Origin of the sequence: Fictibacillus phosphorivorans, assembly GCF_007673525.1 — a bacterium.
GTDB lineage: Bacteria > Bacillota > Bacilli > Bacillales > Fictibacillaceae > Fictibacillus > Fictibacillus phosphorivorans_C.
The window spans coordinates 857,440-882,328 of record NZ_VDZU01000001.1 but is presented as its reverse complement, the minus strand read 5'-3'; the positions used below and the strand labels follow the sequence as shown (position 1 = coordinate 882,328).

General features: G+C 41.7%; 26 protein-coding genes. 2 read left to right on the top strand and 24 right to left on the bottom strand.

Annotation, left to right across the window (positions count from 1 at the left end; all coding sequences use genetic code 11):
* Positions 1 to 43: 43 nt before the first annotated feature.
* The 18 genes from FS458_RS04170 to FS458_RS04085 form a co-directional block, all read right to left on the bottom strand.
* Entirely contained in the window at positions 44 to 1,021 is a 978-nt protein-coding gene (locus tag FS458_RS04170) for a zinc-binding dehydrogenase (protein ID WP_144698102.1), read from the bottom strand.
* A gap of 140 nt (positions 1,022 to 1,161) precedes the next feature.
* On the bottom strand, positions 1,162 to 2,694 hold the full coding sequence (gene trpE, locus FS458_RS04165) for an anthranilate synthase component I (RefSeq protein WP_144698100.1): 1,533 nt from the start codon (positions 2,692 to 2,694) through the stop codon (positions 1,162 to 1,164).
* A gap of 279 nt (positions 2,695 to 2,973) precedes the next feature.
* Positions 2,974 to 3,273, bottom strand: a complete 300-nt coding sequence (locus FS458_RS04160; RefSeq protein WP_144698098.1) for a hypothetical protein — start codon at positions 3,271 to 3,273, stop codon at positions 2,974 to 2,976.
* A 139-nt stretch (positions 3,274 to 3,412) separates the two neighbouring features.
* The gene (locus FS458_RS04155; RefSeq protein ID WP_066397607.1) at positions 3,413 to 3,670 is read right to left on the bottom strand and encodes an HPr family phosphocarrier protein; all 258 of its coding nucleotides are present in this window, start codon (positions 3,668 to 3,670) and stop codon (positions 3,413 to 3,415) included.
* Positions 3,671 to 3,709: 39 nt separating this feature from the next.
* On the bottom strand, positions 3,710 to 4,651 hold the full coding sequence (gene whiA / locus FS458_RS04150) for a DNA-binding protein WhiA (RefSeq protein WP_144698096.1): 942 nt from the start codon (positions 4,649 to 4,651) through the stop codon (positions 3,710 to 3,712).
* A 40-nt stretch (positions 4,652 to 4,691) separates the two neighbouring features.
* Complete coding sequence (locus FS458_RS04145) at positions 4,692 to 5,642, bottom strand: gluconeogenesis factor YvcK family protein (protein ID WP_066397612.1); 951 nt, start codon at positions 5,640 to 5,642, stop codon at positions 4,692 to 4,694.
* A complete protein-coding gene (gene rapZ, locus FS458_RS04140) occupies positions 5,643 to 6,518 on the bottom strand; it encodes an RNase adapter RapZ (protein ID WP_144698094.1) in 876 nt (291 codons plus the stop codon).
* A gap of 51 nt (positions 6,519 to 6,569) precedes the next feature.
* Positions 6,570 to 7,028 (bottom strand): NUDIX hydrolase, encoded by a 459-nt coding sequence (locus tag FS458_RS04135; RefSeq protein WP_066397616.1) that lies wholly within the window; start codon positions 7,026 to 7,028, stop codon positions 6,570 to 6,572.
* 646 nt (positions 7,029 to 7,674) lie between these two features.
* Entirely contained in the window at positions 7,675 to 8,631 is a 957-nt protein-coding gene (trxB, locus tag FS458_RS04130; protein ID WP_144698092.1) for a thioredoxin-disulfide reductase, read from the bottom strand.
* Between the two features lie 84 nt (positions 8,632 to 8,715).
* The gene (locus FS458_RS04125; RefSeq protein ID WP_186320439.1) at positions 8,716 to 10,341 is read right to left on the bottom strand and encodes a tetratricopeptide repeat protein; all 1,626 of its coding nucleotides are present in this window, start codon (positions 10,339 to 10,341) and stop codon (positions 8,716 to 8,718) included.
* A gap of 530 nt (positions 10,342 to 10,871) precedes the next feature.
* Positions 10,872 to 11,516: a bifunctional phosphoribosyl-AMP cyclohydrolase/phosphoribosyl-ATP diphosphatase HisIE gene (gene hisIE, locus FS458_RS04120; protein ID WP_144698088.1), complete on the bottom strand. Its 645-nt coding sequence runs from the start codon at positions 11,514 to 11,516 to the stop codon at positions 10,872 to 10,874.
* The gene (gene hisF, locus FS458_RS04115) at positions 11,513 to 12,271 is read right to left on the bottom strand and encodes an imidazole glycerol phosphate synthase subunit HisF (RefSeq protein WP_144698086.1); all 759 of its coding nucleotides are present in this window, start codon (positions 12,269 to 12,271) and stop codon (positions 11,513 to 11,515) included. Before hisF ends, hisIE begins: the two co-directional genes overlap by 4 nt.
* Positions 12,271 to 13,002, bottom strand: a complete 732-nt coding sequence (gene hisA, locus FS458_RS04110; protein WP_144698084.1) for a 1-(5-phosphoribosyl)-5-[(5-phosphoribosylamino)methylideneamino]imidazole-4-carboxamide isomerase — start codon at positions 13,000 to 13,002, stop codon at positions 12,271 to 12,273. The genes hisF and hisA overlap by 1 nt, the downstream gene beginning before the upstream one ends.
* Positions 12,999 to 13,640: an imidazole glycerol phosphate synthase subunit HisH gene (gene hisH, locus FS458_RS04105; protein WP_144698082.1), complete on the bottom strand. Its 642-nt coding sequence runs from the start codon at positions 13,638 to 13,640 to the stop codon at positions 12,999 to 13,001. Before hisH ends, hisA begins: the two co-directional genes overlap by 4 nt.
* 2 nt (positions 13,641 to 13,642) lie before the next feature.
* On the bottom strand, positions 13,643 to 14,239 hold the full coding sequence (hisB, locus tag FS458_RS04100) for an imidazoleglycerol-phosphate dehydratase HisB (RefSeq protein WP_144698080.1): 597 nt from the start codon (positions 14,237 to 14,239) through the stop codon (positions 13,643 to 13,645).
* Positions 14,240 to 15,511 (bottom strand): histidinol dehydrogenase, encoded by a 1,272-nt coding sequence (gene hisD / locus FS458_RS04095; RefSeq protein WP_144698078.1) that lies wholly within the window; start codon positions 15,509 to 15,511, stop codon positions 14,240 to 14,242.
* The gene (hisG, locus tag FS458_RS04090) at positions 15,508 to 16,152 is read right to left on the bottom strand and encodes an ATP phosphoribosyltransferase (RefSeq protein ID WP_144698076.1); all 645 of its coding nucleotides are present in this window, start codon (positions 16,150 to 16,152) and stop codon (positions 15,508 to 15,510) included. The genes hisD and hisG overlap by 4 nt, the downstream gene beginning before the upstream one ends.
* Positions 16,149 to 17,333: an ATP phosphoribosyltransferase regulatory subunit gene (locus FS458_RS04085; protein WP_144698074.1), complete on the bottom strand. Its 1,185-nt coding sequence runs from the start codon at positions 17,331 to 17,333 to the stop codon at positions 16,149 to 16,151. Before FS458_RS04085 ends, hisG begins: the two co-directional genes overlap by 4 nt.
* Before the next feature lie 261 nt (positions 17,334 to 17,594).
* On the opposite strand from FS458_RS04085, the gene cax reads away from it, so the two are divergent.
* Together cax and FS458_RS04075 are read left to right on the top strand one after the other, a co-directional pair.
* Positions 17,595 to 18,650, top strand: coding sequence for a calcium/proton exchanger (cax, locus tag FS458_RS04080; protein ID WP_144698072.1), 1,056 nt, complete (start codon positions 17,595 to 17,597; stop codon positions 18,648 to 18,650).
* 407 nt (positions 18,651 to 19,057) lie between these two features.
* Positions 19,058 to 20,080 carry a redoxin domain-containing protein gene (locus FS458_RS04075; RefSeq protein ID WP_144698070.1) on the top strand — a complete coding sequence of 341 codons (1,023 nt, stop codon included), beginning with the start codon at positions 19,058 to 19,060 and terminating at the stop codon, positions 20,078 to 20,080.
* A 205-nt stretch (positions 20,081 to 20,285) separates the two neighbouring features.
* Here FS458_RS04075 and FS458_RS04070 read toward each other — a convergent pair whose 3' ends face one another.
* From FS458_RS04070 to FS458_RS04045, 6 genes are all read right to left on the bottom strand, one after another.
* Positions 20,286 to 20,828 carry a histidine phosphatase family protein gene (locus FS458_RS04070; RefSeq protein WP_144698068.1) on the bottom strand — a complete coding sequence of 181 codons (543 nt, stop codon included), beginning with the start codon at positions 20,826 to 20,828 and terminating at the stop codon, positions 20,286 to 20,288.
* A gap of 22 nt (positions 20,829 to 20,850) precedes the next feature.
* Complete coding sequence (locus FS458_RS04065; RefSeq protein ID WP_144698066.1) at positions 20,851 to 21,312, bottom strand: SRPBCC family protein; 462 nt, start codon at positions 21,310 to 21,312, stop codon at positions 20,851 to 20,853.
* Between the two features lie 76 nt (positions 21,313 to 21,388).
* Positions 21,389 to 21,697 (bottom strand): hypothetical protein, encoded by a 309-nt coding sequence (locus FS458_RS04060; RefSeq protein WP_144698064.1) that lies wholly within the window; start codon positions 21,695 to 21,697, stop codon positions 21,389 to 21,391.
* 70 nt (positions 21,698 to 21,767) lie between these two features.
* Positions 21,768 to 22,211, bottom strand: a complete 444-nt coding sequence (locus FS458_RS04055) for a GNAT family N-acetyltransferase (RefSeq protein WP_186320438.1) — start codon at positions 22,209 to 22,211, stop codon at positions 21,768 to 21,770.
* 94 nt (positions 22,212 to 22,305) lie between these two features.
* The gene (putP, locus tag FS458_RS04050; RefSeq protein ID WP_144698062.1) at positions 22,306 to 23,775 is read right to left on the bottom strand and encodes a sodium/proline symporter PutP; all 1,470 of its coding nucleotides are present in this window, start codon (positions 23,773 to 23,775) and stop codon (positions 22,306 to 22,308) included.
* A 452-nt stretch (positions 23,776 to 24,227) separates the two neighbouring features.
* Positions 24,228 to 24,818 (bottom strand): hypothetical protein, encoded by a 591-nt coding sequence (locus FS458_RS04045; protein ID WP_137791669.1) that lies wholly within the window; start codon positions 24,816 to 24,818, stop codon positions 24,228 to 24,230.
* Positions 24,819 to 24,889 lie beyond the last annotated feature (71 nt).

Sequence of the window (24,889 nt, the reverse complement as noted above, 5' to 3'; positions counted from 1 at the left end):
TAAAAACTGGACTGCAGAATTTACAGTCCAGTTTTTTTTATGACTATATAACAGCAACAATCTTTCCTTTAACATGTCTTTCAGAGAGTTTGATGAGTCCTGCTGGCACTTCTTCAAGTGAGATCTTTTCAGAAATCATCGCTGAGATCTTTCCTTCAACGACAAGCTGAGCTAATTCTTCATTCATTGTTGGTAAATCTTTTAAAGCTTTTACTGAATTCGAGAAATGAGCAGCACCAAGTGCGATCTCATGGAAAGAGAGTGCCTGACTAAAAGGTTTTACAGCAGAATAATCAGGATTTCCCGCAATAAATGCTATTCGCCCATTAAATCCGATACTTTTTAATGATTCAGTTGCATTTTCGCGGCTCACCGTGTCAAGGACAGCATCGACTCCAACTTCGTCTGTCAGTTCCATAACACGTGCATGAACGTCTTCTGTTTTATAAAAAATCACGTGGTCGGCCCCAAGGCTTTTTACGTACTCCTCATTTTCAGGAGAACATGTTGTGAAGATGGTAGCTCCGATCTGTTTAGCCAACTGGATAGCGAATCCGCCGACACCACCAGCTCCACCGTGAATCAAGATTGTCTCATCTTGTTGGAGGTTCATTTTTCTAAAAAGTGCTTGGTATGCTGTCATCCCTGCACAAGGAAGAGCCGCTGCTTCTTCAAACGATAGCTCATCAGGAATTCTAGCCAAAGAATGAGCAGTTGTCACAGCATACTCAGCAAAACCTCCGTTTTTCATGAAATTCCCATGAAAGAATACACGGTCTCCCTGCTTGAATTCAGCTGCGCCATCACCTGCTTCTTCAACAATCCCCGCTGCGTCAACACCAAGGATGTGTGGATAATTCCAGGCAGGATTGCCGTTTGTAGCAGTCTTGTAGTCTACAGGATTAAGTCCAGCAGCCTTGATACGAATTAATACTTCCCCGGGTCCTGGTGAAGGTTTTTCAGTTTCTTGAACCTTCATCTCACGCCACATGTTTTTATCTTCGAGCATTAAAGCTTTCATCTATACTCGCCCCTTTAAGTTGGTCATTTAAAAGAATATAAAGGACAGTATATCCATTTTCAACATTTGATAATAGCATTCTGCTCAGAGGCGGTTGGCTTCCAGACACGCTGTATTGCTTATACGGGACGCGAGTGTCTTCACCGAATAGACAAAACGGGGGTTTGTATTTGTCTAGGGTCTGTCCCCCCCTCGATTGCTTTCAGCATGGCTTTCGCTTTGTTGACTGTCTCTTCGTACTCTCGCTCTGGAACCGAATCCGCTACGACGCCTGCACCTGCTTGGACGTAGGCTTTTCCATCCTGAAACACGATCGTCCGAATCGCGATGCAAGAATCCATCTGGCCGTTAAATCCTAAGTACCCGATGGCACCACCATACACGCCTCGCGATTGTTGTTCGAGTTCAGAAATGATCTGCATGGCTCTGACCTTTGGCGCACCTGAAACGGTACCGGCCGGCATACAAGATCGGAGAGCATCGAAAAAGTCTTTATCTTTTTGCAATTTACCTTTCACGTGTGACACCATGTGCATAACATGTGAATAACGCTCGATCTCCATATATGAATCTAGTTCTACGGTTCCGTACTCACTCACTCTGCCTACATCGTTTCTTCCGAGGTCAACAAGCATGACATGCTCTGCTCGTTCTTTTTCATCAGCAAGCAAGTCCTGTTCATAAGCTAGATCCTCCTGAAGCGTCTTTCCTCTTGGACGTGTTCCCGCGATCGGTCTGTTCTCCACACATCCATCATCCACTTTTACAAGAAGCTCTGGAGACGCACCAACGATATAAGCATCCTTTGATTTGTAATAATACATATACGGTGAAGGGTTCATGGAACGAAGAAGTCGATACACATCGAAAGGATCTGCTTCGGTCTCTTGTTCGAATCTCTGTGATAATACGACCTGAAAAACATCTCCGGTTTTGATATACTTCTTCGCTTGCTTCACCATGTAACAAAACTCATCTTTTGTATGTGAAGAACGGACTTCATTTTTTTTCATTTCCGTTAGTGGAGTTTCTGAAGGAACAGCTTTCTTTTTTATAGGCTGCTGCAGCTCTTCATATGTTCTCCGAATTCTGTTGCACACTTGTTCATATTTTTCGTGTAAGGTTTTTTCGTTATCATCAGGAGAAACGTGCAGATTGCACACAATCGTTGTTTTTTGCTTAAGATGGTCGAATACGATGACCTCATCTGTAAACAAAAATTCCATTTCATGTTCTTGTTCAGATGGAGATTTTGGCCTTGGCACATTTTCAAACGTATGAATCAAATCATAGCCGAAAAAGCCAACAGCGCCTCCTGTGAACGGAGGCAGAGAAGAGTGTTTAGGAGATTTGTATCGTGATACATACTCTTTCACAATATCTAACGGAGAACCTTGCTTATGGATCGTTTGTTTTTCATTTATAAATGTGATATCTATGGTCTTTCCTGATGAAGAAACCACCAAGAAAGGCTTTCTGCCAATATACGAGTACCTCGCCCAACGCTCTCCTCCTTCAACACTTTCAAGCAAAAAAGCATGTTCTTCATGACGAACTCTCTCAAACTGAGAGATGCACGTTTCATGGTCAGATAGGTAAGTAAAACCGATCGGAATCACATTAAAGTTTTCTTTTGATAGAGAAATAACTTCCTCTACTTTTGGCATAAACATGTTTAATCCACCTCTTTCAAAAAATAAAAAACCTCTCGCTTTTTACAGCGGAGGCTGATGTTTGCATCATAAATAAACTAAGAAAGAGGTTTAATCGGAGGATTAAAATACTCTCAACTCAGCTCAAACTATGCTCTCTTTTCTCCACTCATCTCAACTCTTACTATTCTCCTGATTAGTGATTAATATATAGGGTTACCCACATGTTGTCAACTCTCATTTAAGGAGAGATCTCAGCAGTTTAAAGTAAGCTGTTTGATATCGTTTCTATAGATTTATTTATCGATAAAACGAATGCCGAATCACCCATACCCAGCACACACTAAAAAATAGAATGAGACTGAAGATGATTGTAATCATAAACGCAAGGCCAAGGAACAATCCTGAACTTGCTGGACCTAGCAGCGAAAATCCAGCTAACGCCAAAGGATATAGAAATATAAAGATCAGCATCAGAACCCAAAAGATCAAACGTGCCGTACTTCTTCGAGGTCTTATCAGGTAAAGTGTCAGAAGGATATTTACAATCGTTAATCCTGCGGCAAACGACCAGTCATGCATAAAACTTGTATGATGCAAAGTAATCGCCTCCCTTTTCCTCTTATACAGTATATTGAGAGAACGATAGTGGCCAACCCTGTAAAATTGAAAAACCGCTATTTTGTCCTTTCCATATGGACAAAATAGCGGTTTGTAATTGTGTAGGGTCAGACCCCTATTATTCTGCTTTGGAAACAAAAGCTGCTAGGGCTTCGACAGCTTCGTTCTCATCAGGGCCATCAACAGCGAGTACAAGTTCACTGCCAGATCCTACAGCTAAACTCATGATCCCCATGATGCTCTTCGCGTTCACTTTCTTGCCTTCCTTCTCGACAAATACATCAGATGTGTAACGGTTTGCTTCTTGGACGAATAATGCTGCTGGTCGTGCTTGCAGTCCACTCTTCAACTGCACGGTTACTTTCTTTTCAACCATTCTACCTTACCTCCTCTAACCTTATCTCTCTATAAAACATCAATGGATGGGTTGACCGTTTCTAATTTTCGTTGCGATCTCATCAATCTTGCGTAATCGGTGGTTAACACCTGATTTACTTACAGGGCCAGAAGATACCATCTCACCTAGTTCTTTAAGGGTAATCTCTTGATGGGTCACTCTTAGTTGCGCAATCTCACGCAGCTTATCTGGAAGTGTTTCAAGTCCTACCTGTTCGTCGATGAATTTGATGTTCTCGACCTGTCTCATGGCAGCACCTACTGTTTTGTTAAGGTTTGCCGTCTCACAGTTTACGAGTCGGTTTACTGAGTTACGCATATCTTTTAAGATTCTGATGTCCTCAAAGAACAATACAGCATGATGAGCGCCGATCAGAGTAAGAAACTCTGAAATCTTTTCGCCATCCTTTAAATAGATGATGTACCCTTTTTTACGTTCAAGAACTTTTGCTTTAAGTTCAAAGGTGTTCATCAGTTCAGCTAATGCAACCGTATGCTCTTCATACATCGAGAATATTTCTAAGTGATAGCTTGTCTCTGGGTGGTTTACGGACCCACCTGCTAAGAAAGCCCCTCTCATGTATGCACGGCGGCAGCAGCTTTTCTTATTAAATTCATCTGCAATGTTGCGGGTAAACGTAAAAGCTCCGTCAATAATCTTCAAATCTTCCAACAATGCTCTTGATTCTTCTGAAACACGTACAATGTAGACATTATTCTTTTTCAAGCGCATCTTTTTTCGTACTAATAGCTCTACGTGATAAGGATATACACGTTTGATCAACGTATAGATTCTTCTTGCAATAGCAGCATTTTCAGTCGGGATATCGAGAATCAATTTTCTGTTGCTGAAAGAGATGGAACCATTCATTCGAATCAAGGCAGCTAACTCTGCTTTTTTACAGCAATCTTTCAGTTCAAGCTGCGTTAATTCTTTTTTTGTATCTGCAGCAAAAGACACCTGCATCACCACCTCTCTTCCATCCATTTCAATCCGTATTCTATTTTTCTATAAGTCCTAACAATAAATCAGAAACACGCTGTGCATCGTGTCTGACAAGCGTTCCGTATTGAATAATGTTGTCGCACAACAAACCGATGCCGAACGACTTTAACCGTTCCTCATCATACTGAACTTGTGATGCGCCTTCTTCCAAGTATAGATCCAAATATTCTGGTGGAATCTTTTCATTGTTTGCGATAACAACGTCAATAAAATTGTGCCCCACATGATCGATTAATGCCTGAATATGATCACCAGCTGTGTAACCAGTTGTCTCACCAGGCTGTGTCATCACATTACACACATAAACTCTAGGAGCCGTTGCCTCACGGATGCTATTAGAGATTCCGTTTACTAGAAGGTTCGGCAGGATGCTCGTATACAAACTACCTGGTCCGATCACGATTAGATCCGCTTCTTGAATCGCTTTCACGCTTTCACGAAGAGGCTCGATCTTTTCATCAGATAAAAAGACGCGTTTGATTTTCTTATTCGACAGCGGGATCTTAGATTCCCCCTGAACAATCGTCCCATCTTCTAATTCGGCACATAAAATTATACTGTTTTTCGCTGCAGGGAGTACCTGTCCTCTTACGTTTAAAACGCGGCTAAGTTCCCGAATTCCTGTTAAAAAATCTCCCGTAATATCGTGCATGGCAGCAAGAAGCAAGTTTCCAAGCGAATGACCCGTAATTCCGTCGCCCACTTTAAACCTATGCTGAAACATTTTTTCTACAAGCGGTTCTACTTCAGAAAGGGCGGCGATCACGTTTCTAACATCACCAGGAGGAGGCATATCATAATCCCTCCTCAACCTTCCAGAACTGCCTCCGTCATCTGCAACCGTAACGATAGCAGTGATATCAACTGGATAGCGCTTTAAACCACGGAGAAGAACAGAAAGGCCTGTTCCTCCGCCAAGCACTACCACTTTCGGCTGCTTATTCATTTAAACTTTATCCTTTCCCATATCTCTGTGAGAGCTGAATGTCACATATTCTTTGGAAAGTGCATTTCCGATGTATTCAGCTAGAGCTACAGAACGATGTTTTCCGCCTGTGCACCCGATCCCGATGATCAGCTGACTCTTGCCTTCTCTTTTATATTGAGGAATCATGAACTGAAGCAGATCGAGCAGTTTTTCTAAAAACATGTTCGTTTCTGGCCACTTTAACACATACTCAGAAATATCTGCCTCAAGCCCTGTTCGCGGTCTCATATGTTCGATGTAATGCGGATTCGGTAAGAAGCGAACGTCAAACACTAAGTCAGCGTCGATCGGCATCCCATACTTAAATCCAAATGACATCACGTTGATCGTGAACGGATGAGCGGCATTTGCGGAAAAGCGCTGAATGATACGTTCACGTAACTGAAGAGGCTTTAGGTCAGATGTATCTAATACTTGCTGAGCTCTTCCTTTTAGTTCTTCGAGCATCTCTCGCTCTTGCGTGATGCCTTGAAGCGGGTTTCCGCTCTTCGCTAAAGGATGAGAACGTCGCGTTTCTTTGTATCTGCGTACAAGAGTTGCATCTTTACAATCTAAATATAAAATCTGCGGCTGAACATCGGATGAGATGGCAAGTTGATCGAGCGTTGAGAACAACTGATCAAAAAATTCTCGACCACGAAGGTCCATAACAAGTGCCACCTTGTTCAGTTTACCTGCAGATTCTTGCATTAATTCTACAAATTTAGGGAGTAGTGCAGGTGGTAGATTATCAACACAGAAAAAGCCTAGATCTTCAAAGCTCTGCATGGCTACCGTCTTCCCGGCCCCTGACATTCCTGTAATAATCACCATTTGTACATCATGTCTTTCCATGCCATTTCCCCCCAGTTAGCTATGTTCCATTTTTATGCGACCCATCTTATCTTATGCAGGGTCTAAACGATAAGAAAGCAGTTCAAAATCAGGTGTATATGTGAATGTGCCAAATATCATGTTGCTGCCACTCGTCATATAGTCAAGAATGTGATGGTCTCCTGGCGCCATTGGAAGTTCACGAACTTCTTCAACCGGCTTCCAAGAAAGAATCCCTTCTTCACATTCATCTAATGCAACACCTTCTGAGTCTGTTGCAAAAAAGGTAAACATCATCCACTCTGAAACGATTTTGTCGCCTTCTTTAATAATAAAATTAAACACACCTTTAAGCTGCGGATTCTTCAGATAGATTCCCGTTTCTTCACGGTACTCTCGTATTACAGAATCACGGATAGATTCGGTAGACTCCATCTTTCCGCCTGGTGCTACCCACCAGCCCCGTCTAGGCTTTTGAAGTAAAAGCACTTGATTATCTCTTATTAACACACAGTTTGTTACTCTTTGCACTTGTTTTCACCTCAGGGCTATGTCCTACTTGTTAGTATACTAAATTATGTAACCCCTCACAATACAGAGGCCTCAAGGGTTTGACGTATTTTAGCATTCTAATTTATGGTATTTTGTTTTTCTTATTATGTGAAAAAATCACTTTTTAAATGAGCTTTTAAATTTAAGGAATTCCGCAAGTTTCTGAGTCGCATTTGAGAGTAGTTGATTTCCGCTCCAGGTGCTCGCTTTCCGCGGGGCAGGCGGTGAGCCACATTCGGACGTTTCACTCTTAAGTGTCTCACCTGGCTAGTTGCAGTGGCTAGCCCCTCGAGGTCAAAAGTTGAATAGACCATTAAGGCAAAGAGCGCCTTCCTGTTCCATTCACCTTTTGCTTGTCGGGGCTGGACTAGCCACTTCCACCTTTAAGACTGCCCGCCTGTCCCGCAGGAGTCTCGCACCTTCTACTCCAATCACCTTGTAAATGATGAGAAAACATTTGACGGAAAAAACAAAATCCCTCCAATATTGATCTATTGCAAAAAAAAAAAAAACAAAAAAAGGACACGAAGCATAGCTCCGTGTCAAAGTCTTGCCTTTATAAAAAGGGGGTCAATTTCTTATTTTTAATATACCCCACAATTATTTCATCACTGTTACAATCACATTAATTGGAAGTTACGTTTTTTAACTTCTCCGTCAAAGTTTCCACATAGTGCTGAGCCGCTTGTGCAGCGATACTTCCATCCCCTGTAGCCGTAACAATTTGACGAAGAGTTTTTTCACGGATATCTCCTGCTGCAAAGATACCAGGAATTCTTGTTTCCATCTGTTCGTTCGTTTCTACATAGCCATTTTCATTCGTGATGCCAAGATCTTTAAACGCAGCGTTAAGTGGCAGCATTCCGATATAGATGAACACACCATCTGCTGAGAAGTCTTGTTCTTCTCCAGTTTCAGAATGAACTAACGTCACTTTGTTCACTTTGTTGTTTTCACCGTGAATCTCTTTAACGGAATGATTCCAGATGAAATCGATCTTTTCGTTATCAAACGCACGTTGTTGAAGAATCTTTTGTGCACGAAGTTTGTCACGTCTATGAACGATCGTTACTTTAGAAGCGAAACGAGTCAGGTAAACACCCTCTTCAACAGCTGAGTCACCACCGCCGACAACGACTAATTCACGGTTCTTAAAGAACGCTCCATCACAAACCGCACAATAAGAAACGCCGCGTCCAGAGAATTCTTTTTCACCTGGAATGCCTAATTTCTTATACTCAGCACCTGTTGAGATGATGATTGAACGCGCTTTGTACGTTTTGCTACCAGCATGGATCGTCTTGTACTCTTCGCCATCGACGATTTCTTTTACATCTCCGTAAGCATATTCAGCACCGAATTTTTTTGCGTGCTCAAACATTTTGTTTGAAAGTTCTGGTCCTAGAATGTGATCAAAACCAGGATAGTTTTCTACATCTTCCGTATTAGCCATCTGTCCGCCCGGGATACCTCTTTCGATCATGATCGTATCCAAGTTCGCGCGTGATGTGTAAACCGCTGCAGTCATACCAGCTGGTCCTGCACCAAGAATAGCTACATCATAAATTCTTTCTTCAGTCATTCATGCCCACTCCTTATATAAGGAAATTCTTATTTACTATATCTCTATCCTATTCGCACATAGGAGTAAAGTCCATCATTCTGCTCAAACGTTGCGATTCACCCAACCGATAAGTTTTTTTATCCGTAGTGACAAAACAGAAACGGTGATTTCGTATTGCTCAGCAATCCCTTTTTGGGTGGAACGCCCTTTTTGCTTACGAGCTAAGTGATCGATTGCCGCAGCAATTGCTTTTTGGTTATCAAAGATTCGCTCACCTGTCATTTCTGCAAACTTAATAGCTTCTGCCCAATAAAACAATACGTGCTCGTCAAGTGCAGAACCCCTCTCTTTTACAGAAAGAAGAACATCCAGTGCCATACTGATTATCTCAGATGCTGTACCCACTTCTACAGAAGTGTCATCATGAACAAGTTTCACAGCTCGTTCTGGCTGATGTTCAAGCATAATCGTTGCCGCAATTTCTTTTACAAGTAACGACTCTTCTTTTCTAAGACAAAAATCACGAAGCGTCTCATAAGCCTCTTCATTTTTATTCCCTCTGAGAAGAATTAAATGCGTAATTTTGTTTTTTTCCAGTCCTTTACGAACCTGTTGGATATGTTCCATCGCTTTCACTTGGCGATCTTTTTTTGGTTTGTTCTGATTGTTAGTTGGAATGCGATATTGATAATCCCCGCCTGTTATTGTCAGCTCATCGTTCTGCGCCTTTTCCATATAAAAAGGAGCCACGTGACCTTCAGGATCAAGATCGATCACCTTTTTCCAAGTTTTAATTGAAAGGTCCTTTTGTCCAAGTGCAAAGTACGACACCGCCAGCATATGTGTGGTTACAGGATCGTATACAAATGACGATTTTCTAAGAGACTGTAGCCATTTATTCGCATACAAATGCTCTTCTAATAAGCCGAACGTATTTCCTAATTTATAACGATGTTCAGGATGCATCGGATGCACCGTTTTTAATCGTTCAACAAGCTTACCACCAGGTTCGTCCATCCCTAAATGGAACAGAAAAATAGCAAGGTTGCAGAGTGCGTTCAAGTTACCAGGATTCTTATCCAAAACATCTTGAAGAACATCCATCGCTTCATCAAACTCGCTCTTATAAAAATGAGTGAGTGCTAAGTTATTATACGCCGCCCAAAACTTAGGATGATTTGAAATGATCTCTCTTAACTGTTGTTGCGCAAGTGGTAGATCACCTCGTTCGATCGACTGTCTCGCTTCATCATGAAGCTTGATCAGCTCTTCTTCCGTTGACAGGGGCAAGCTAGAAGTCTTGCTTCCTGTTTCAAGTGAGATAAGATCTAACAGTTCTTGTGTATCTTCCACAAATTCACCGTTAGGATCAATTGCTATATATAAACGAGCATGTTCTTCGGCATCACTATACATGCCTAAGTGCGCAAAATTATTCGCAAGAAAGAAATGACATTCTGAAAGGTCTGAACCAGACTGTTCGAGAGCATTCAGCAAGTACTTATTGGATTCTTCATATTCACCGATCTCAGCGAGCGTAGAAGCAAGCTGACATAAAAAAGAGGGCTCTTCCGGCTGGAAAGTAACGGCCCGTTCAAACATTTTTTTTGCTGTATATAGATCACGCCTGTTATAGGCTTTTATTCCTTTTTCAAAAAAGTAATCCCCATCTTGGATAAAGGGAAGAACACGGCCGCTAGCTGCACTGGCCCGTTTTTGTTTATGCATATTTGGTTCCTCCATCTACTTATGTAAACTTATATACTTCTATATCGTTCCGTTTACAAAGTTTTCAACCAAAAAATTATAACACAGGCTAAAAAGACTAACACCCCTTAGACTGTAAATAATGTGCAGGAAACTTTCGACAAAAAATGATTAAAGCGTGACAAGATGTATGAGTCATGGGGTCCGAAGTTTGAGTGTTATGCGAAAAATTTTCCGAAACTCTTGGTGTAGGGATTATCAAAGATTTCTATTCGCTCGTAACTCGGTAATTGATCCGAGATTTCTGGGAATTGCTCAGAAATTATTCGAATCGCTCATAAATCTCTGGAATCGCTCATAAACCTCTGGAATCGCTCATAAATCTCTGCAATCGCTCATAAAACTCTGCAATCGCTCATATATCTCTGCAATCGCTCATAAATCTCTGCAATCGCTCATAAATCTCTGCAATCGCTCATAAATCTCTGCAATCGCTCATAAAACCCCTCTAATGAAAGAAAAATACAAAAAAACAACCGAGCTACAAAGCCTCAGTTGTCATTTTTCGTATGTCTTTCTTTCAGTGTAGCTAAAATCTCGTCTAAAGGTACCTTTTGCTCCTGCAGCAGTACTAAAACATGATAGAAAAGATCAGAAACTTCCCATTTCAGTTCTTCCGCATCACGATTTTTTGCAGCGATGATCACTTCGCCAGCTTCTTCTCCAACTTTCTTCAGAATCTTATCGACTCCATGTTCAAAAAGATAGGTTGTGTAAGCTCCTTCTGGCATCTCATGTTCGCGTTTCGCGATAATCTCTTGCAGTTCTGACAGAATTCTATAACGATCCGGATTTGGTGCATCAACTCTCTCATCCACCTCAAAAAGGGTTTCTGAAAAGCAGCTATATGTGCCCGTGTGACAAGCTGGACCTTTTGGCTCTACAAGTACGACCAAAGCATCTTGATCACAATCATAGCGGATACTCCTAACTTTTTGTGTATTTCCGGAAGTTTCACCTTTGTGCCATAATTCTTGACGTGATCTTGAAAAGAATACCGTTTCACCAATTTCGATCGTTTTTTCGAGCGATTCTCGGTTCATAAATGCGACCGTTAGTATCTCTTTTGATTGAACATCCTGGACTACAGCAGGAATCAGTCCTTTATCATCAAATTTCAGTTTTTCTAAATTCATCGAACAGGCACCCCTAACTTTCGCAAATCTGCTTTTACCTCTGTGATCGATGTTTCTTTATAATGAAAAATACTTGCAGCAAGTGCCGCGTCCGCTTTTCCAATCGTGAATGCATTATTAAAATGCTCTGACGATCCTGCACCACCTGACGCGATAACAGGAACGGTTACTGCCTCACTGACCGCTTTCGTTAGCTCCAGATTAAATCCAGACTTTTCTCCATCTTTATCCATGCTGGTCAACAGAATTTCTCCAGCACCACGATTTACTGCCTCTCGCGCCCATTCAGTGACTTCCCATTGAGTGGGCTTGCGACCTCCATGCGTATACACGCGCCATGATTTTAACTCTTCGTCATACTTTGCATCGATCGCCACTACGATGCATTGAGCGCCAAAATAATCCGATCCTTCTGTGATTAATTCTGGTCGTAAAACCGCTGCAGTATTTACAGAAACTTTGTCAGCTCCAGCGCGTAATACACGTTTCATATCTTGGAGTTTATTGATACCGCCACCAACAGTAAAAGGTATCGCGAGTTCTGCTGCTACTCGTTCGACGACTTCGACCATCGTGTCCCGCCCTTCGTGACTAGCAGAGATATCAAGAAACACGAGCTCGTCTGCTCCTTCTTCATCATAAAATCGTGCCAGTTCAACAGGGTCACCGGCATCAACTAAGTTTAGAAACTGAATGCCTTTAACCACTCTTCCTTCCTTAACGTCTAGACATGGAATAATTCTTTTTGTAAGCATTATTTCACACTTCCTAACGCTTCTGGCAGAGTGAATCGATCTGTATAAAGAGCTTTTCCTATGATCGCACCAGCGATGTTACGTTCATCTGCTTTCAAACGAACAAGATCATCGATCGAGCTTACACCACCAGAGGCAATCACTTCTTTTCCAGTGACACTCGCTAATTCTCCGATTGCTTCAACGTTTGGTCCCTGCAGCATACCGTCTTTTGAGATGTCAGTGAAAATAAACGTCTCTGCACCTTCTTCTACTAATCTTTTCGCTAGATCAACAGCTTTAATATGGGACGTTTCGAGCCATCCTTCAGTTGCTACAAATCCATCACGAGCATCAAGTCCGATCGCCACCTTCGAACCACCGTATCGCTGTAACGCTTCTCGAACAAACTCTGGATTCGAAACGGCGGCACTTCCTAAGATCACACGATCAATACCAGCGTCTAGATAAAATGAAACGTCTTCCATCGAACGGATACCTCCACCGATCTGGACCTTTGCGGATAGTTCTTTTGCAACTCTTAATACGTACTCGTGATTGATCTTCTTCCCATCTTTCGCGCCATCAAGATCTACCATGTGAATCCATTCTGCACCTTGATCTGCAAACTGTTTTGCCATATCAAAAGGAGAATCTCCATAGATCGTTTCTTGGTCATAATCACCTTGCATCAACCTAACGCATTTTCCATTACGCATGTCGATCGCCGGATACAATACAAATTCATTCATCTTTGTTTTCCCTCCTCAACAAAACGGCAAAAGTTTTGCAGCATGCTCATGCCAGTCACCGAACTTTTTTCAGGGTGAAACTGGGTCCCCATAATTTTACCGCTTCCAACTACAGCTGGAACTTCAACGTCTTCGTATTGTGCGACCGCGGCAAGCACCTCTTTATTTTCAGTCTGTACAACAAAGGAATGGACAAAATAAACATGTCCTTCGTCGATACCTTTTATTAACGGCTGATCACTCTGCAAAAAGTTTAGATCGTTCCAGCCCATGTGAGGCACTTTATAGGAGCGTCCGTCCCTTGTTGTGCCTGTAAATCTCTCTACTCTCCCAGGAAGTAGTCCAAGTCCTTTCGTTATTCCGTTCTCGCTGCTTCCTTCAAAAAGGAGCTGCATGCCTAGACAGATGCCCATTAAAGGCTTACCGCTCTGAGCTTCTTTTTTTATAAAATCAGCGAGACCCGTCTTCTCTAACTCCGTCATCGCATCTTTAAAAGAACCAACTCCCGGTAGTAAAAGCCCATCCGTTTTTTGAAGTTCTTCTATATCCCCTGAAAGAATATAGGGCTGATTGATTCTTTTTAAAGCAGAACAGACAGAGTGCAGATTGCCCATTCCGTAGTCAATGATTCCGATCATTTTTATAACATTCCTTTCGTAGAAGGCACTCCTTTTACACGAGGGTCGATCTGTGTAGCTTCATCAAGCGCTTTTGTAAAAGCTTTAAAAATAGCTTCTATAATATGGTGTGTGTTCGTGCCATAATGAACGATCACATGAAGGTTCATTCTCGCCTCTAACGCGAGCTTCCAGAAGAATTCATGTACGAGCTCTGTATCAAACGTTCCTACTTTTTGACTTGGAAACTCTGCACGAAATTCAAGGTGAGGACGATTGGATAGATCGATCACCACTTGAGCGAGCGTTTCATCCATCGGGACAAACGCATTGCCATATCGCTTGATTCCTCTCTTGTCACCAAGAGCTCCTTGGATCGCTTGGCCAAGGCAGATGCCAACGTCTTCTGTTGTATGATGGTCATCGATCTCCACATCTCCAGCAGCGTTTACAGAAAGATCAAAATGCCCGTGACGTGCAATCGCGTCTAACATGTGGTTTAGAAATGGGACAGGCGTTTGAATATCTGCTTGTCCTTCTCCATCAATGTTTAGAGCTAAGCTGATCTGTGTCTCTTTCGTATTTCTTTCAATCGTATGTTGTCGCACTTGATTCTCCATCTACTTGTCCTCCAGTCGAACATCAATCGCTCGCGCATGTGCTTCAAGTCCTTCTAAGCGAGCAAAAGCTGATATCTTCTCTCCGTTTTCTTTTAGTGCTTGTTCACTGTATCGAATCACACTTGATTTTTTGGTAAAATCGTCTACGTTAAGCGGACTTGAAAAACGCGCAGTTCCACTTGTCGGAAGAACATGATTGCTTCCTGCAAAATAATCCCCTACAGGTTCTGAGCTATATTCTCCAAGAAAAATCGCACCCGCATGTTTTATTTTTCCGAGAAGACCCATCGGATCTTTCGTCATGATCTCAAGGTGTTCAGGTGCGATCTGATTGATCACATCTGCTCCCTCTTCAAGCGAATTCACGATATAGATGACTCCATGATCTCGAATTGCTTTCATCGCTATATCTTTTCTTGGAAGTTCAGCGAGTTGCGACTCTACTTCCGTCGCAACTTCCTCACCTAACACTTTTGATGTTGTAACCAATACCGCTGCAGACCGGGGGTCGTGTTCTGCTTGTGATAAAAGGTCTGCCGCGATGTAACGAGCGTTTGCGGTTTCATCCGCAAGAACGGCGATTTCACTTGGACCTGCGATCATATCAATGTCACATACACCAAAAACTTCGCGTTTTGCGAGCGCAACGAATATATTACCCGGACCAACGATTTTGTCCGTTTTGGGAACAGATTCCGTTCCATATGCAAGTGCACCGATCGCCTGTGCGCCACCGATTTTAAACATCCGTTTGACTCCGGCAATTGAAGCGGCCGCCAATACAGCAGATGGAAGTTTTCCATCTTTTCCTGGCGGTGACACTAGGACGATCTCCTCTACGCCAGCAACAACGGCTGGTATGACGCCCATCAACACAGATGACGGGTAAGCAGCTGTTCCTCCTGGAACGTAAACACCGACTGAATCAAGAGGTGTTACTTTTTGACCTAATAATGTTCCGTCTTCACGGGTGAAGAACCATGATTGTCGTCTTTGCTTTTCGTGATATTCACGAATATTGTCTGCTGCTTCTGAAATAATATCTATCAATTTAGGATCAAGTGAAGAGATCGCTTCATCTATTTCGTTCATTGTTACTTCTAGAGATGATAGAGATACACCATCAAATGTCTCCGTATATTCAAAAAGGGCTTCATCACCCTTTGTTTTCACATTTTGTAAAATATCAAGAACTGCTTTTCTCTGCTTCTCCGTGTTTTGTTCAACACTTCTCACTAAGTTTTTCAGTTCCGTTACAGGTTGTATCTTCATTGACCTTCCTCCTTGCTCTCAACAAGTGTTCGAAGTCGCTCAACCAGATCGTTGATGCGTGCAGCATGAAGTCTGTAGCTAGCGGGATTCACGATCAATCTCGATGTAATTTCAGCTATTTTCTCAAGTTCAACCAGACCGTTTTCTTTTAACGTCCTCCCCGTCGAAACGATATCAACGATTCGATCCGCTAGCCCAATGAGTGGAGCAAGTTCGATCGATCCGTTTAATTTGATCACTTCTACTTGTTGACCCTGCTCTCTAAAATAATGAGATGCAACATTCGGATATTTTGAAGCAATCTTTGGTGCAACTCTCTGATCATGTCCGTTTGGAAGTCCTGCAACTGCGAGATAGCATTCTGAGATTTTCAGGTCAAGTACTTCGTACACATCACGCTCTTCTTCAAGCATCACATCTTTTCCCGCGATTCCAATATCAGCTACTCCATGCTCCACATAAGTCGGAACATCCATCGGTTTTGCCAGAATAAACCGAAGACCCGCTTCTGGTGCATCGATGATTAATTTTCTTGATTCATCAAACTCTGGAGGCAGCGGATATCCAGCTTGTCTAAGAAGATCGACTGCTTCTTCAAATATTCGCCCTTTAGGCATCGCCATCGTTAAGACCGTACTCATGAAAAGTCCTCTCCTTGCTGTGTTCCGATTAAATAAAGAACATCATCAAATCGTTTGCTGAATTCATCCACATTTTTTACTCCGGATAGATTCTGCATCACTAAACGCTTGCCTTCACTGCGCATGTTTCTTGCAAGCTTTAGCGCTTCTTTTCTTCTCTCATTCGTGTACAGAATGCATTGTCTCTTTGTATCATCCTTTTTCTTTCCTAACGCTTCTACAAAATAGTCCATTCGGATCGCAAAACCAATAGCGGGTGCTTTTCGATCAAAACGACTGAGCAGATCGTCATAACGTCCTCCGCTTGCGATCGGCGCCCCGATACCTGCACCGTACCCTTCAAACACAATTCCGGTGTAATAACTCATATGACTGAACAACGTAAAATCAAAGACAATGTTTTGTGCCGCATCGTAATCTTCTAAGAGATCGTACAGATTTTTTAATTCTTGCAAGGTCTGCTGTCCTCTTCTGTTCGGGTTTAATGAAGATGCTTCTTCGAGTACTTCAATCCCGCCTCTTAAATCCAACAATTTCAATAATCGCTGTGTATCAATAGAAGAAAGAGGCAGCTTTTTCACATGTGATGTGTAACCCACATAATTTTTTTCGTTTAAATAACGCAACAGATCCGCTGCTCGGTCATCATTTCCTAAAATTTCAGAAAGAAGTTCTTGCACAAATCCGATATGTCCGACAGCCACAGTAAATGAAGCAATCTCGCTCTTTTTGAACACTTCAGACATAAGAGCTAGGGCTTCAGCTTCAGCGCTTGCTGTACCTTCACCAATCAATTCGATACCCACTTGTTCGAATTCAGCCGGCCGGCCCCCTTCTCGCTGTTGCGCTCTGAAAACGGGAGAACTGTATGCTAGGCGAAGCGGGTAAGCTACCTGCTTCATGCTTGATGACACGACCCTTGCGATCGGGGCAGTCATATCTGGTCGCAAAACCAATGTTTTTCCTTCCATATCAAGCAGCTTGAACAGTTGTTGATCTAAGATTGCCGAAGCTTCACCGACTGTATCGTGATATTCCAAAGTAGGAGTCTGAATGAATTGATAACCCCAAGACTCCATCTCTTGTTTAATTCTATTTTTTATATCTTCATTATTCTGATAAAAGGCAGGAAGTGTATCGCGCATACCTGCTGGTTTTTCAAAAACAAACGGTTTTGACATGATCTTTCATCCTTTATTTATGAAATGAATAGATTGATTTTTGTTTTTTTGAATAAAGCTTGGTGAGAAACCAAAATTTCAACACGACACTTTAGTTCGCTAACATACTACCATGATAAAGATTTAGTAGTTAGTCTACACGTCCTTGTCGAAACTGTCAACCAATTCACACAAAATCTTGTTTCCTTATTCAGAGTTAAGAAAACAGATTTCAGGGAATAGTATGTAAAAATAAAATACATAGAAGGGATGGAATGCGTCTTGTTTAATCGCATCTTTTTTATTGCCATCATCATCGGCGTACCGCTATCCGTTATCGGCAGCATCTTACATTGGCCTGCTGTTTTACTTTTTGTAATCTATTGTGCAACGATCATCGCACTAGCCGGTTATATGGGACGCGCCACGGAAAGCTTAGCTATCATTGCAGGTCCAAGAATCGGCGGTTTGCTCAACGCCACTTTTGGTAATGCGGTCGAGCTCATCATTTCAATCTTTGCACTAAAAGCAGGTTTGATAAGTGTAGTATTAGCGTCTTTGACTGGTTCTGTACTCGGAAATCTTTTACTAGTCGGAGGCTTGTCTTTCTTCATAGGTGGTTTAAAGTATAAACAGCAAAAATTCAACGTTTATGATGCACGCCATAACGCGGGGCTGCTGATTTTCGCTGTTGTAGTCGCTTTTGTTTTCCCTGAGGTCTTTTCTTATAAACTGAACGGCGCCGATTCACTCACCTTAAGTGTATGGGTATCTGTAATCATGATTGTTCTTTACGTGGCTGCACTTTTGTTCAAGCTCGTTACTCACCGCGGTGTGTATCAATCCGAACATGATGTGGCTCATGGAGATGAAAGGGCAGAATGGAGTAAGTGGAAAGCTCTAATCGTCCTTGCTCTAGCTACTCTTGCTGTTGCTTATGTTTCTGAAAAGCTCGTTCATACTTTTGAAGAAGTAGGAAGAACACTCGGCTGGAGTGAAGTGTTCATCGGAATCATCATCGTTGCAATCGTCGGTAACGCGGCTGAACATGCTTCAGCAATCATCATGGCATATAAGAACAAAATGAATGTTGCTGTAGAGATCGCAATCGGCTCAACACTTCAGATCGCGATGTTTGTCGCTCCACTACTAGTATTGGTTTCGTTATTTTTTGAAAAATCGATGGCACTCGTCTTTACTCTTCCTGAACTTGTCGCGATGGTACTCGCTGTATTTTTAACCATCTCGTTAACAAGTGATGGCGATACGAACTGGTTTGAAGGACTCACCCTCCTCGCCGCTTACTTGATCATGGGAGTTGGGTTTTATCTTTTATAAAGGCTGTTTCGTATTCATTGTTGCTTTTGAAAGCAGTTGATTTCCATTCCAGGTTGCTCGCTTTCCGCGGGGCAGGCGGTGAGCCACATTAACTTCTTGGACTGCTCGACACTAGAGGATCCTTGCTCCTGCGTCTAAAAGTTAAGGCTACCGGAGTAAGCTTCCTCGTCGCATGCCTTACGAGATGTATTTCAAGTGGTAGGCACGCACCTTACATTACAATCACCAGTCAAAGAAATAAAAAAATTCAAAAGCCAAAGAAGTATGTAAAAAAGAAATGTAGTATAGGACCAGTGCAGGGAGGAACCCTTCACTGGTTTTTTATATGAAACAAGCAAATTAGGAATAAAAAAGGCTAAAGTTTGATAAAGTTTAGAATAGAGGACAAGTTTAAGGTGGGTGTTACGATGGAGGATTATATAACGATCGGATCTTTTTCTGTAAAGATGGTTTGGCTAGCAATTGTAGGATCGGCATTAATCGCGTATGGCTTATTGTATGTAAAGGTAAGAGAAGAAACTGATAAAAAGCAGCTGTTAGACGTATTGAGTAATGCGGTTGGAATATTTCTATTGGTTTGGAAGTTCAGTTATGCTGTTCTACATCCCCTACTGATCATTGAACACCCGTCGAGTATCTTGTACTTTAATGGAGGAGAAACAGGAATCGTTCTAGGAATCATCGGTTCAATTCTTTATGTTCTTGGGGCTGCGAGTAAGCGTGAGCTTGATAGAAGCAGGGTATTTTATATCGGTATATTAGGGTTAACTTTATACTTCGCTGCTTATTATGGTGCGCATTTGGCGTCGACTACACTCTTAGCTGACGGTTTGGTCTCCTTGTTCTTTTCTATCTTGTCCCTTTACTTATATACGAAAGGTTCGTTTGAGATCAGAAAAACCGTTCTGTCTATGTTAGTCACTGCACTCTTCTTTTCCGTTCTAACAAATTCCCCGCTCAGTGGACAGAAATCAAGTGAAGAAGCCGTAGAGGCAGCATCCTACGGTATCAAAAAAGGGGACCGTGCACCGAATTTTGAATTAAAAACGATCGAAGGCGAAACCGTAAAGCTATCAGATCTTAAAGGTAAGGTCGTATTCGTAAACCTGTGGGCTACATGGTGTCCACCTTGTCGTGCGGAGATACCGGAAATGGTACGTTTCTATAGAGACCACTCCTCTAAGAAAGTAGAAATCTTAGCTGTAAACTTAACAGACAGTGACTCCGAGAAGGAAGTAAAAAAGTTTGCGCAAGCGTACAAGCTGAACTTCCCCGTTCTATTAGATCCAGACGGTAAAGTCGGAGATACGTACAAAACGGTCACGATTCCGACTACTTTTATTATTAATAAAAAGGGAATCATCGAGCAAAAACATATTGGCCCGATGAGCTACGATATGATGGAAGAATTTTATAAGAACGCTCAATAAATGAAGGTTTTACGAAAGAAAACTGGCTACATTCCCTTTTCGTGTGGGGTATCAGCCAGTTTTCTTTCGATACATAGATGTAAAAGTGCACAATTTCACGGTAATCTCTTTTTTATTCACGGTAATGAACATTATATTCACGGATAGCATACATAATTTCACGGATAAAATTTATCCGATTTTCGACACACCTCGACAGCCTCACCTAGATCTTTTCAAACAAATAGAGCTTCGCGTTTTCGGGTCTGCCTAATCTTGGTCCCTTAAATCCTCTACGGATCAATTCTTTTCTCATAAACATCATGAGTCCACCATGACTTACGATCAATGCATTTTCTTTGTTCTCTTCTAATATGCGGTCAACGATCTTTGACACACGCATTTCTACATCCGTTCTTCGCTCAAGCTGTGATTTGTGGTTAAAGAACCATGCTGTTCGGATGCAAAGAGGATATAGAATCATCGGAATCTTAATGTCTCTTTTAAAAAATGGATAGACAGGAATCTCACGAAGATCATCCGTTCTGATCAGTTCACCTCTGTAAATCTTACCTGCTGTATATTCTGCACGACGAACGGTACTCGAATAGCATGTATTCCAGTTGATTCCGCCTAAGTCAACGTCTGTTTCTTCTACATCAGACGCTTCGTATTCTTTCAACCACTGATCAAATTCAGTAGGCGTAATCCATTTTTCAGTCGGATAGCCTCGTTTGACTTTGAAATGACGTACCATTCCTATCTTCATCACTGATCACCGCTTTCTATCTTTATGTGTGGTGCGTATTTTCTGCGATCTCTTTTAGCGCTCTCGCCCGTCCTACTAAAAAATTCGTCATGTACTTTTCGAGGAACAACCAATCTGCTAACCTTCCAATCACGCCATACGGAGATCTATAATGAAAATGATCTACCATAATGGTGCCGTTCTTCTTCGGTTCGAACGTATGGGTATGTACGAATGAATGGAAAGCACCTTTCACCATCACATCTACAAACATATGCGGCCTCTCCATCTCAATAATTTTTGCAGTCAGCTTTTGTTTTATGCCAAGATGAACAGCCTCCCACGTTACATAATCGCCCTTTTCCATATAACCTGACGTTACTCCGTCGACCGCTCTTTCTCTTGTATGAGAGGTCGTTTCAGTATGTATTTCTACGTTTCGAGCAAGATCAAAGCAGACTTCTGCAGGAGCACGTACAAATTCTCGATGTATAATAATCGGCATATAACGATGACTCACTTTCTATGGATGTAATAAAACAACACCTCAAGTAATGAGGTGTCCAACAGTATATGATTCTTTAATTATTCTCTGCATAGAATAAAATTCCTTCCCTAACATGCTCACTATAAAACGAGAGCAACTCAAGTATTGAATAATAGTTTCTATAGTCTTCTGTGATTCCGAACACATCTTTTATATACAGTGTTCCGAGCTGTTCTTTTTTATCGTATAGAATCAATCCGTAAACATCTCTTAACGTAAAGATTACCGGGCAGCCCTTATTTAGTTCACGAACAAACTGCTCTGTGCTTTCAATCGGTTGTAATGAATTTCCCGGATAAAGCGATCCTAAGAACCAAAGCTTCACTCTATCTTTTATCCTCATATCCGTCACCCCGCTTATACCATCATATGCGGAGGCTGCTATCAAGAGTGAATTCTTTTTAAACAATTGTTTAATCACATAACTTTTTTTCGAGTACAATTTTATGTAACCCATTCTTATTCGTATACGTTTCCTTCACATCAAACCCATTTTTAATATTTAACAGCAACATGTGGCGCCACTTATTCATCGTTTTGGTTCGAACAACAGAATACCCTTTCATTTTCAGATACTCATGCTGTTGTTTCATTAACTTCGAAGCTACTCCTTGCCCCCTATAAACAGGGTCGACTCCGCCTAGCCAACTATAATAAGTGTTATGATCGATTTCATAGCCCATTTTATAGCCAACTACCTTTGAATGATGAATAGCTGTAACGATTGTTAGTTTATTCTTCAATTTCATATTAAAAAGGAGATCGTCATTTGATGCACCAAAGATTATTTCATGTAGCTGAAGGATTCGTTTCAATAGATCCTCCTCTGGCATTCCTTCAAGAATCATGAATTCCATTCTACAGTCCTCCCCTATCAGTAACTTTATTCTAAGAAAAAACTGACCAAATCAGCAATTAAATCCGCTATTTGGTCAGTCCATATCCTCACTATTAACTTACTAATCTTTTCGTTTCTTCAAACTCTTCTTGAATACTTGCACTTGGTTCTTTTGTCATTAAGCTAACTACTACGATCGTTAGTGTACATGCAATGAATCCAGGAATGATCTCATATACATCAGCCATAGCCGGGATGAGTTCCCAAACGATAACAGTAACAGCTCCTACAACGATACCCGCAAAAGCAGACCATTTCGTCATTCTCTTCCAATATAGACTCAGCAATACTACTGGACCGAATGCTGCACCAAACCCAGCCCAAGCATAACCTACAAGATTTAGGATCGTTTCACTTGGATTAAGAGCCATCACAAATGCAATAACGGCTACAGCTAACACTGCCAAACGCCCTACTAACACGAGTTCCTTATCAGATGCAGAACGTTTTACGAATGCTTTGTAAAAGTCTTCTGTTAAAGCACTAGATGTTACGAGCAACTGAGAGGAGATTGTACTCATAACTGCCGCTAAGATCGCAGCAAGCAAGAATCCCGTAATGATCGGGTGGAACAATACTTCAGATAATAAGATAAATACCGTTTCAGCTTTTGCTTCCCCTAGTGGAGCACCTGCTTGGTTGAAATAAGCAATCCCCACAAGACCTGTGAACATCGCTCCAACGATCGAGAAGACCATCCAACCCATCCCGATTCGTCTTGCGCTCTTCATCTCTTTTACAGACGAGATCGCCATAAAACGAACAATGATATGCGGCTGGCCGAAGTATCCTAATCCCCATGCTAATAAGGAGATGATACCGATCAAGCTTGTTCCCGTAAAGGCATCAAGCAGAGTCGGACTGATGCTTTCGATCTCGTTAAACGAAGCATCCCATCCGCCAACTTTTAGAATCGCAACGAATGGTACAAGGATCAACGCTACAAACATGATCGCTCCTTGTACGAAATCTGTATAACTTACCGCTAAGAAACCGCCGAATAAAGTATAAATAATAACTACTCCAGCTGTAAGCAAGATTCCCCACATGTAATTCAGACCAAACGCTGTCTCGAACAATTGTCCGCCCGCAACCATTCCTGATGATGAATAGAACGTAAAGAATATCACGATAACTAACGCTGACGTAATACGCAGTATGCGAGAAGTATCTTTGAATCGGTTCTCAAAATAATCTGGAATCGTAATCGAGTTGTTCGCTACTTCCGTATACGTTCGTAAACGCGGTGCTACAAAGAGCCAGTTCAGATACGCTCCTGCACAAAGTCCAATCACGATCCATCCAGCACTTAAACCAGATACGTACATGGCACCCGGAAGACCCATCAACAGCCATCCACTCATATCTGATGCACCCGCACTTAGTGCAGTAACAGCTGGTCCAAGATTTCTTCCGCCAAGCATGTAATCGGTAAGGTTATCGGTCTTTCGGTACGCATAAAGCCCGATCAGCACCATCCCGATCATGTACACACTAATTGAAAAAATAACTCCATATTCCATATTCAGTTTTCCTCCTGCCTTTTCTTGTTGTAAAAACGCTTTCAATATTTTTAAAATTTAAAAAAGGAACATTTTTATTATAAAGACATTTTTCGACAAAAGGAATAGATTTTTTTTGGAAAGACTTCTAGTAATGGAGTTTGTTTGCTATCAAAACAAAGTGGCATGGCACATAAGGGCTTATCAATCCAGAAGTTTTGATGCTGAATCCAAAAGTTTTGGATTGAATCCAGAAGTTTCTGCATTCAATCCAGAAGTTTTGGCTATTTATCCACGAGTTTTGGTGCTCAATCCACGAGTTTTGGCTGTTTATCCACGAGTCTGCAATCCTCGACAAATTTCGCTGTTTGTCACTAGCCCCTAAGCCTCATACTCGCTATCCCCCACTCCCTTCACACAACAAAAAAACTGGTACCCATTCATAAGACGAGTGGGCGCCAGTTTTAACTACTTTATAATTTTTTTCGTCTTAAACGTTTGACCTTTACAAATTGATTCGTAAATAGATCCAGCTCTTCGTCTCGGTAGATGTAGAAGAACCTATGGTGATGACCATCTTTCATCTCGGCCAAATCACACTTCATATACTCATCGAGTTCCTGTCGTGTTAGTTCGACCGTATACATCTTACCATGACTCGGAATATCCAGTTGGATCTCTTCTAAAAAATGGAGTTCTTTAAATAAATAAATAGAAGTATCAAGGAGAAATTCACAGATTAAATCTTCTGTTCCAAAGTAGTGTTGAAAATGTTCGCGTGTAAACGCAATATGAGGTACGTTACGTTTGTAGGTAGAATAGTCGCCATAAAAAACCAGCTTTGCACGTTTGCTTTGAAGTTCGTAATGCTTAACAAGGCCATGACCTTTCATTTTTGACACAGCAGTCCGGAAACGGTAGGTGTCTCGAGCAGCCAGTTGTTCGGCCTTATTTTGAGGATGAGATGCTTTCGGTGCATGCTGAGACTGACAGTTGTCTTCAACGAGGTGTCCAATTTTAAACGTGTTTTTCATAAATACGATCGAGAATGATTTCCTTCTCATAGTATGCGCCTCCAGCTTTCGCTTTTTTGCCTGTATTAAGTATACGACGAAAAACAAGAAAACCCAAGAGG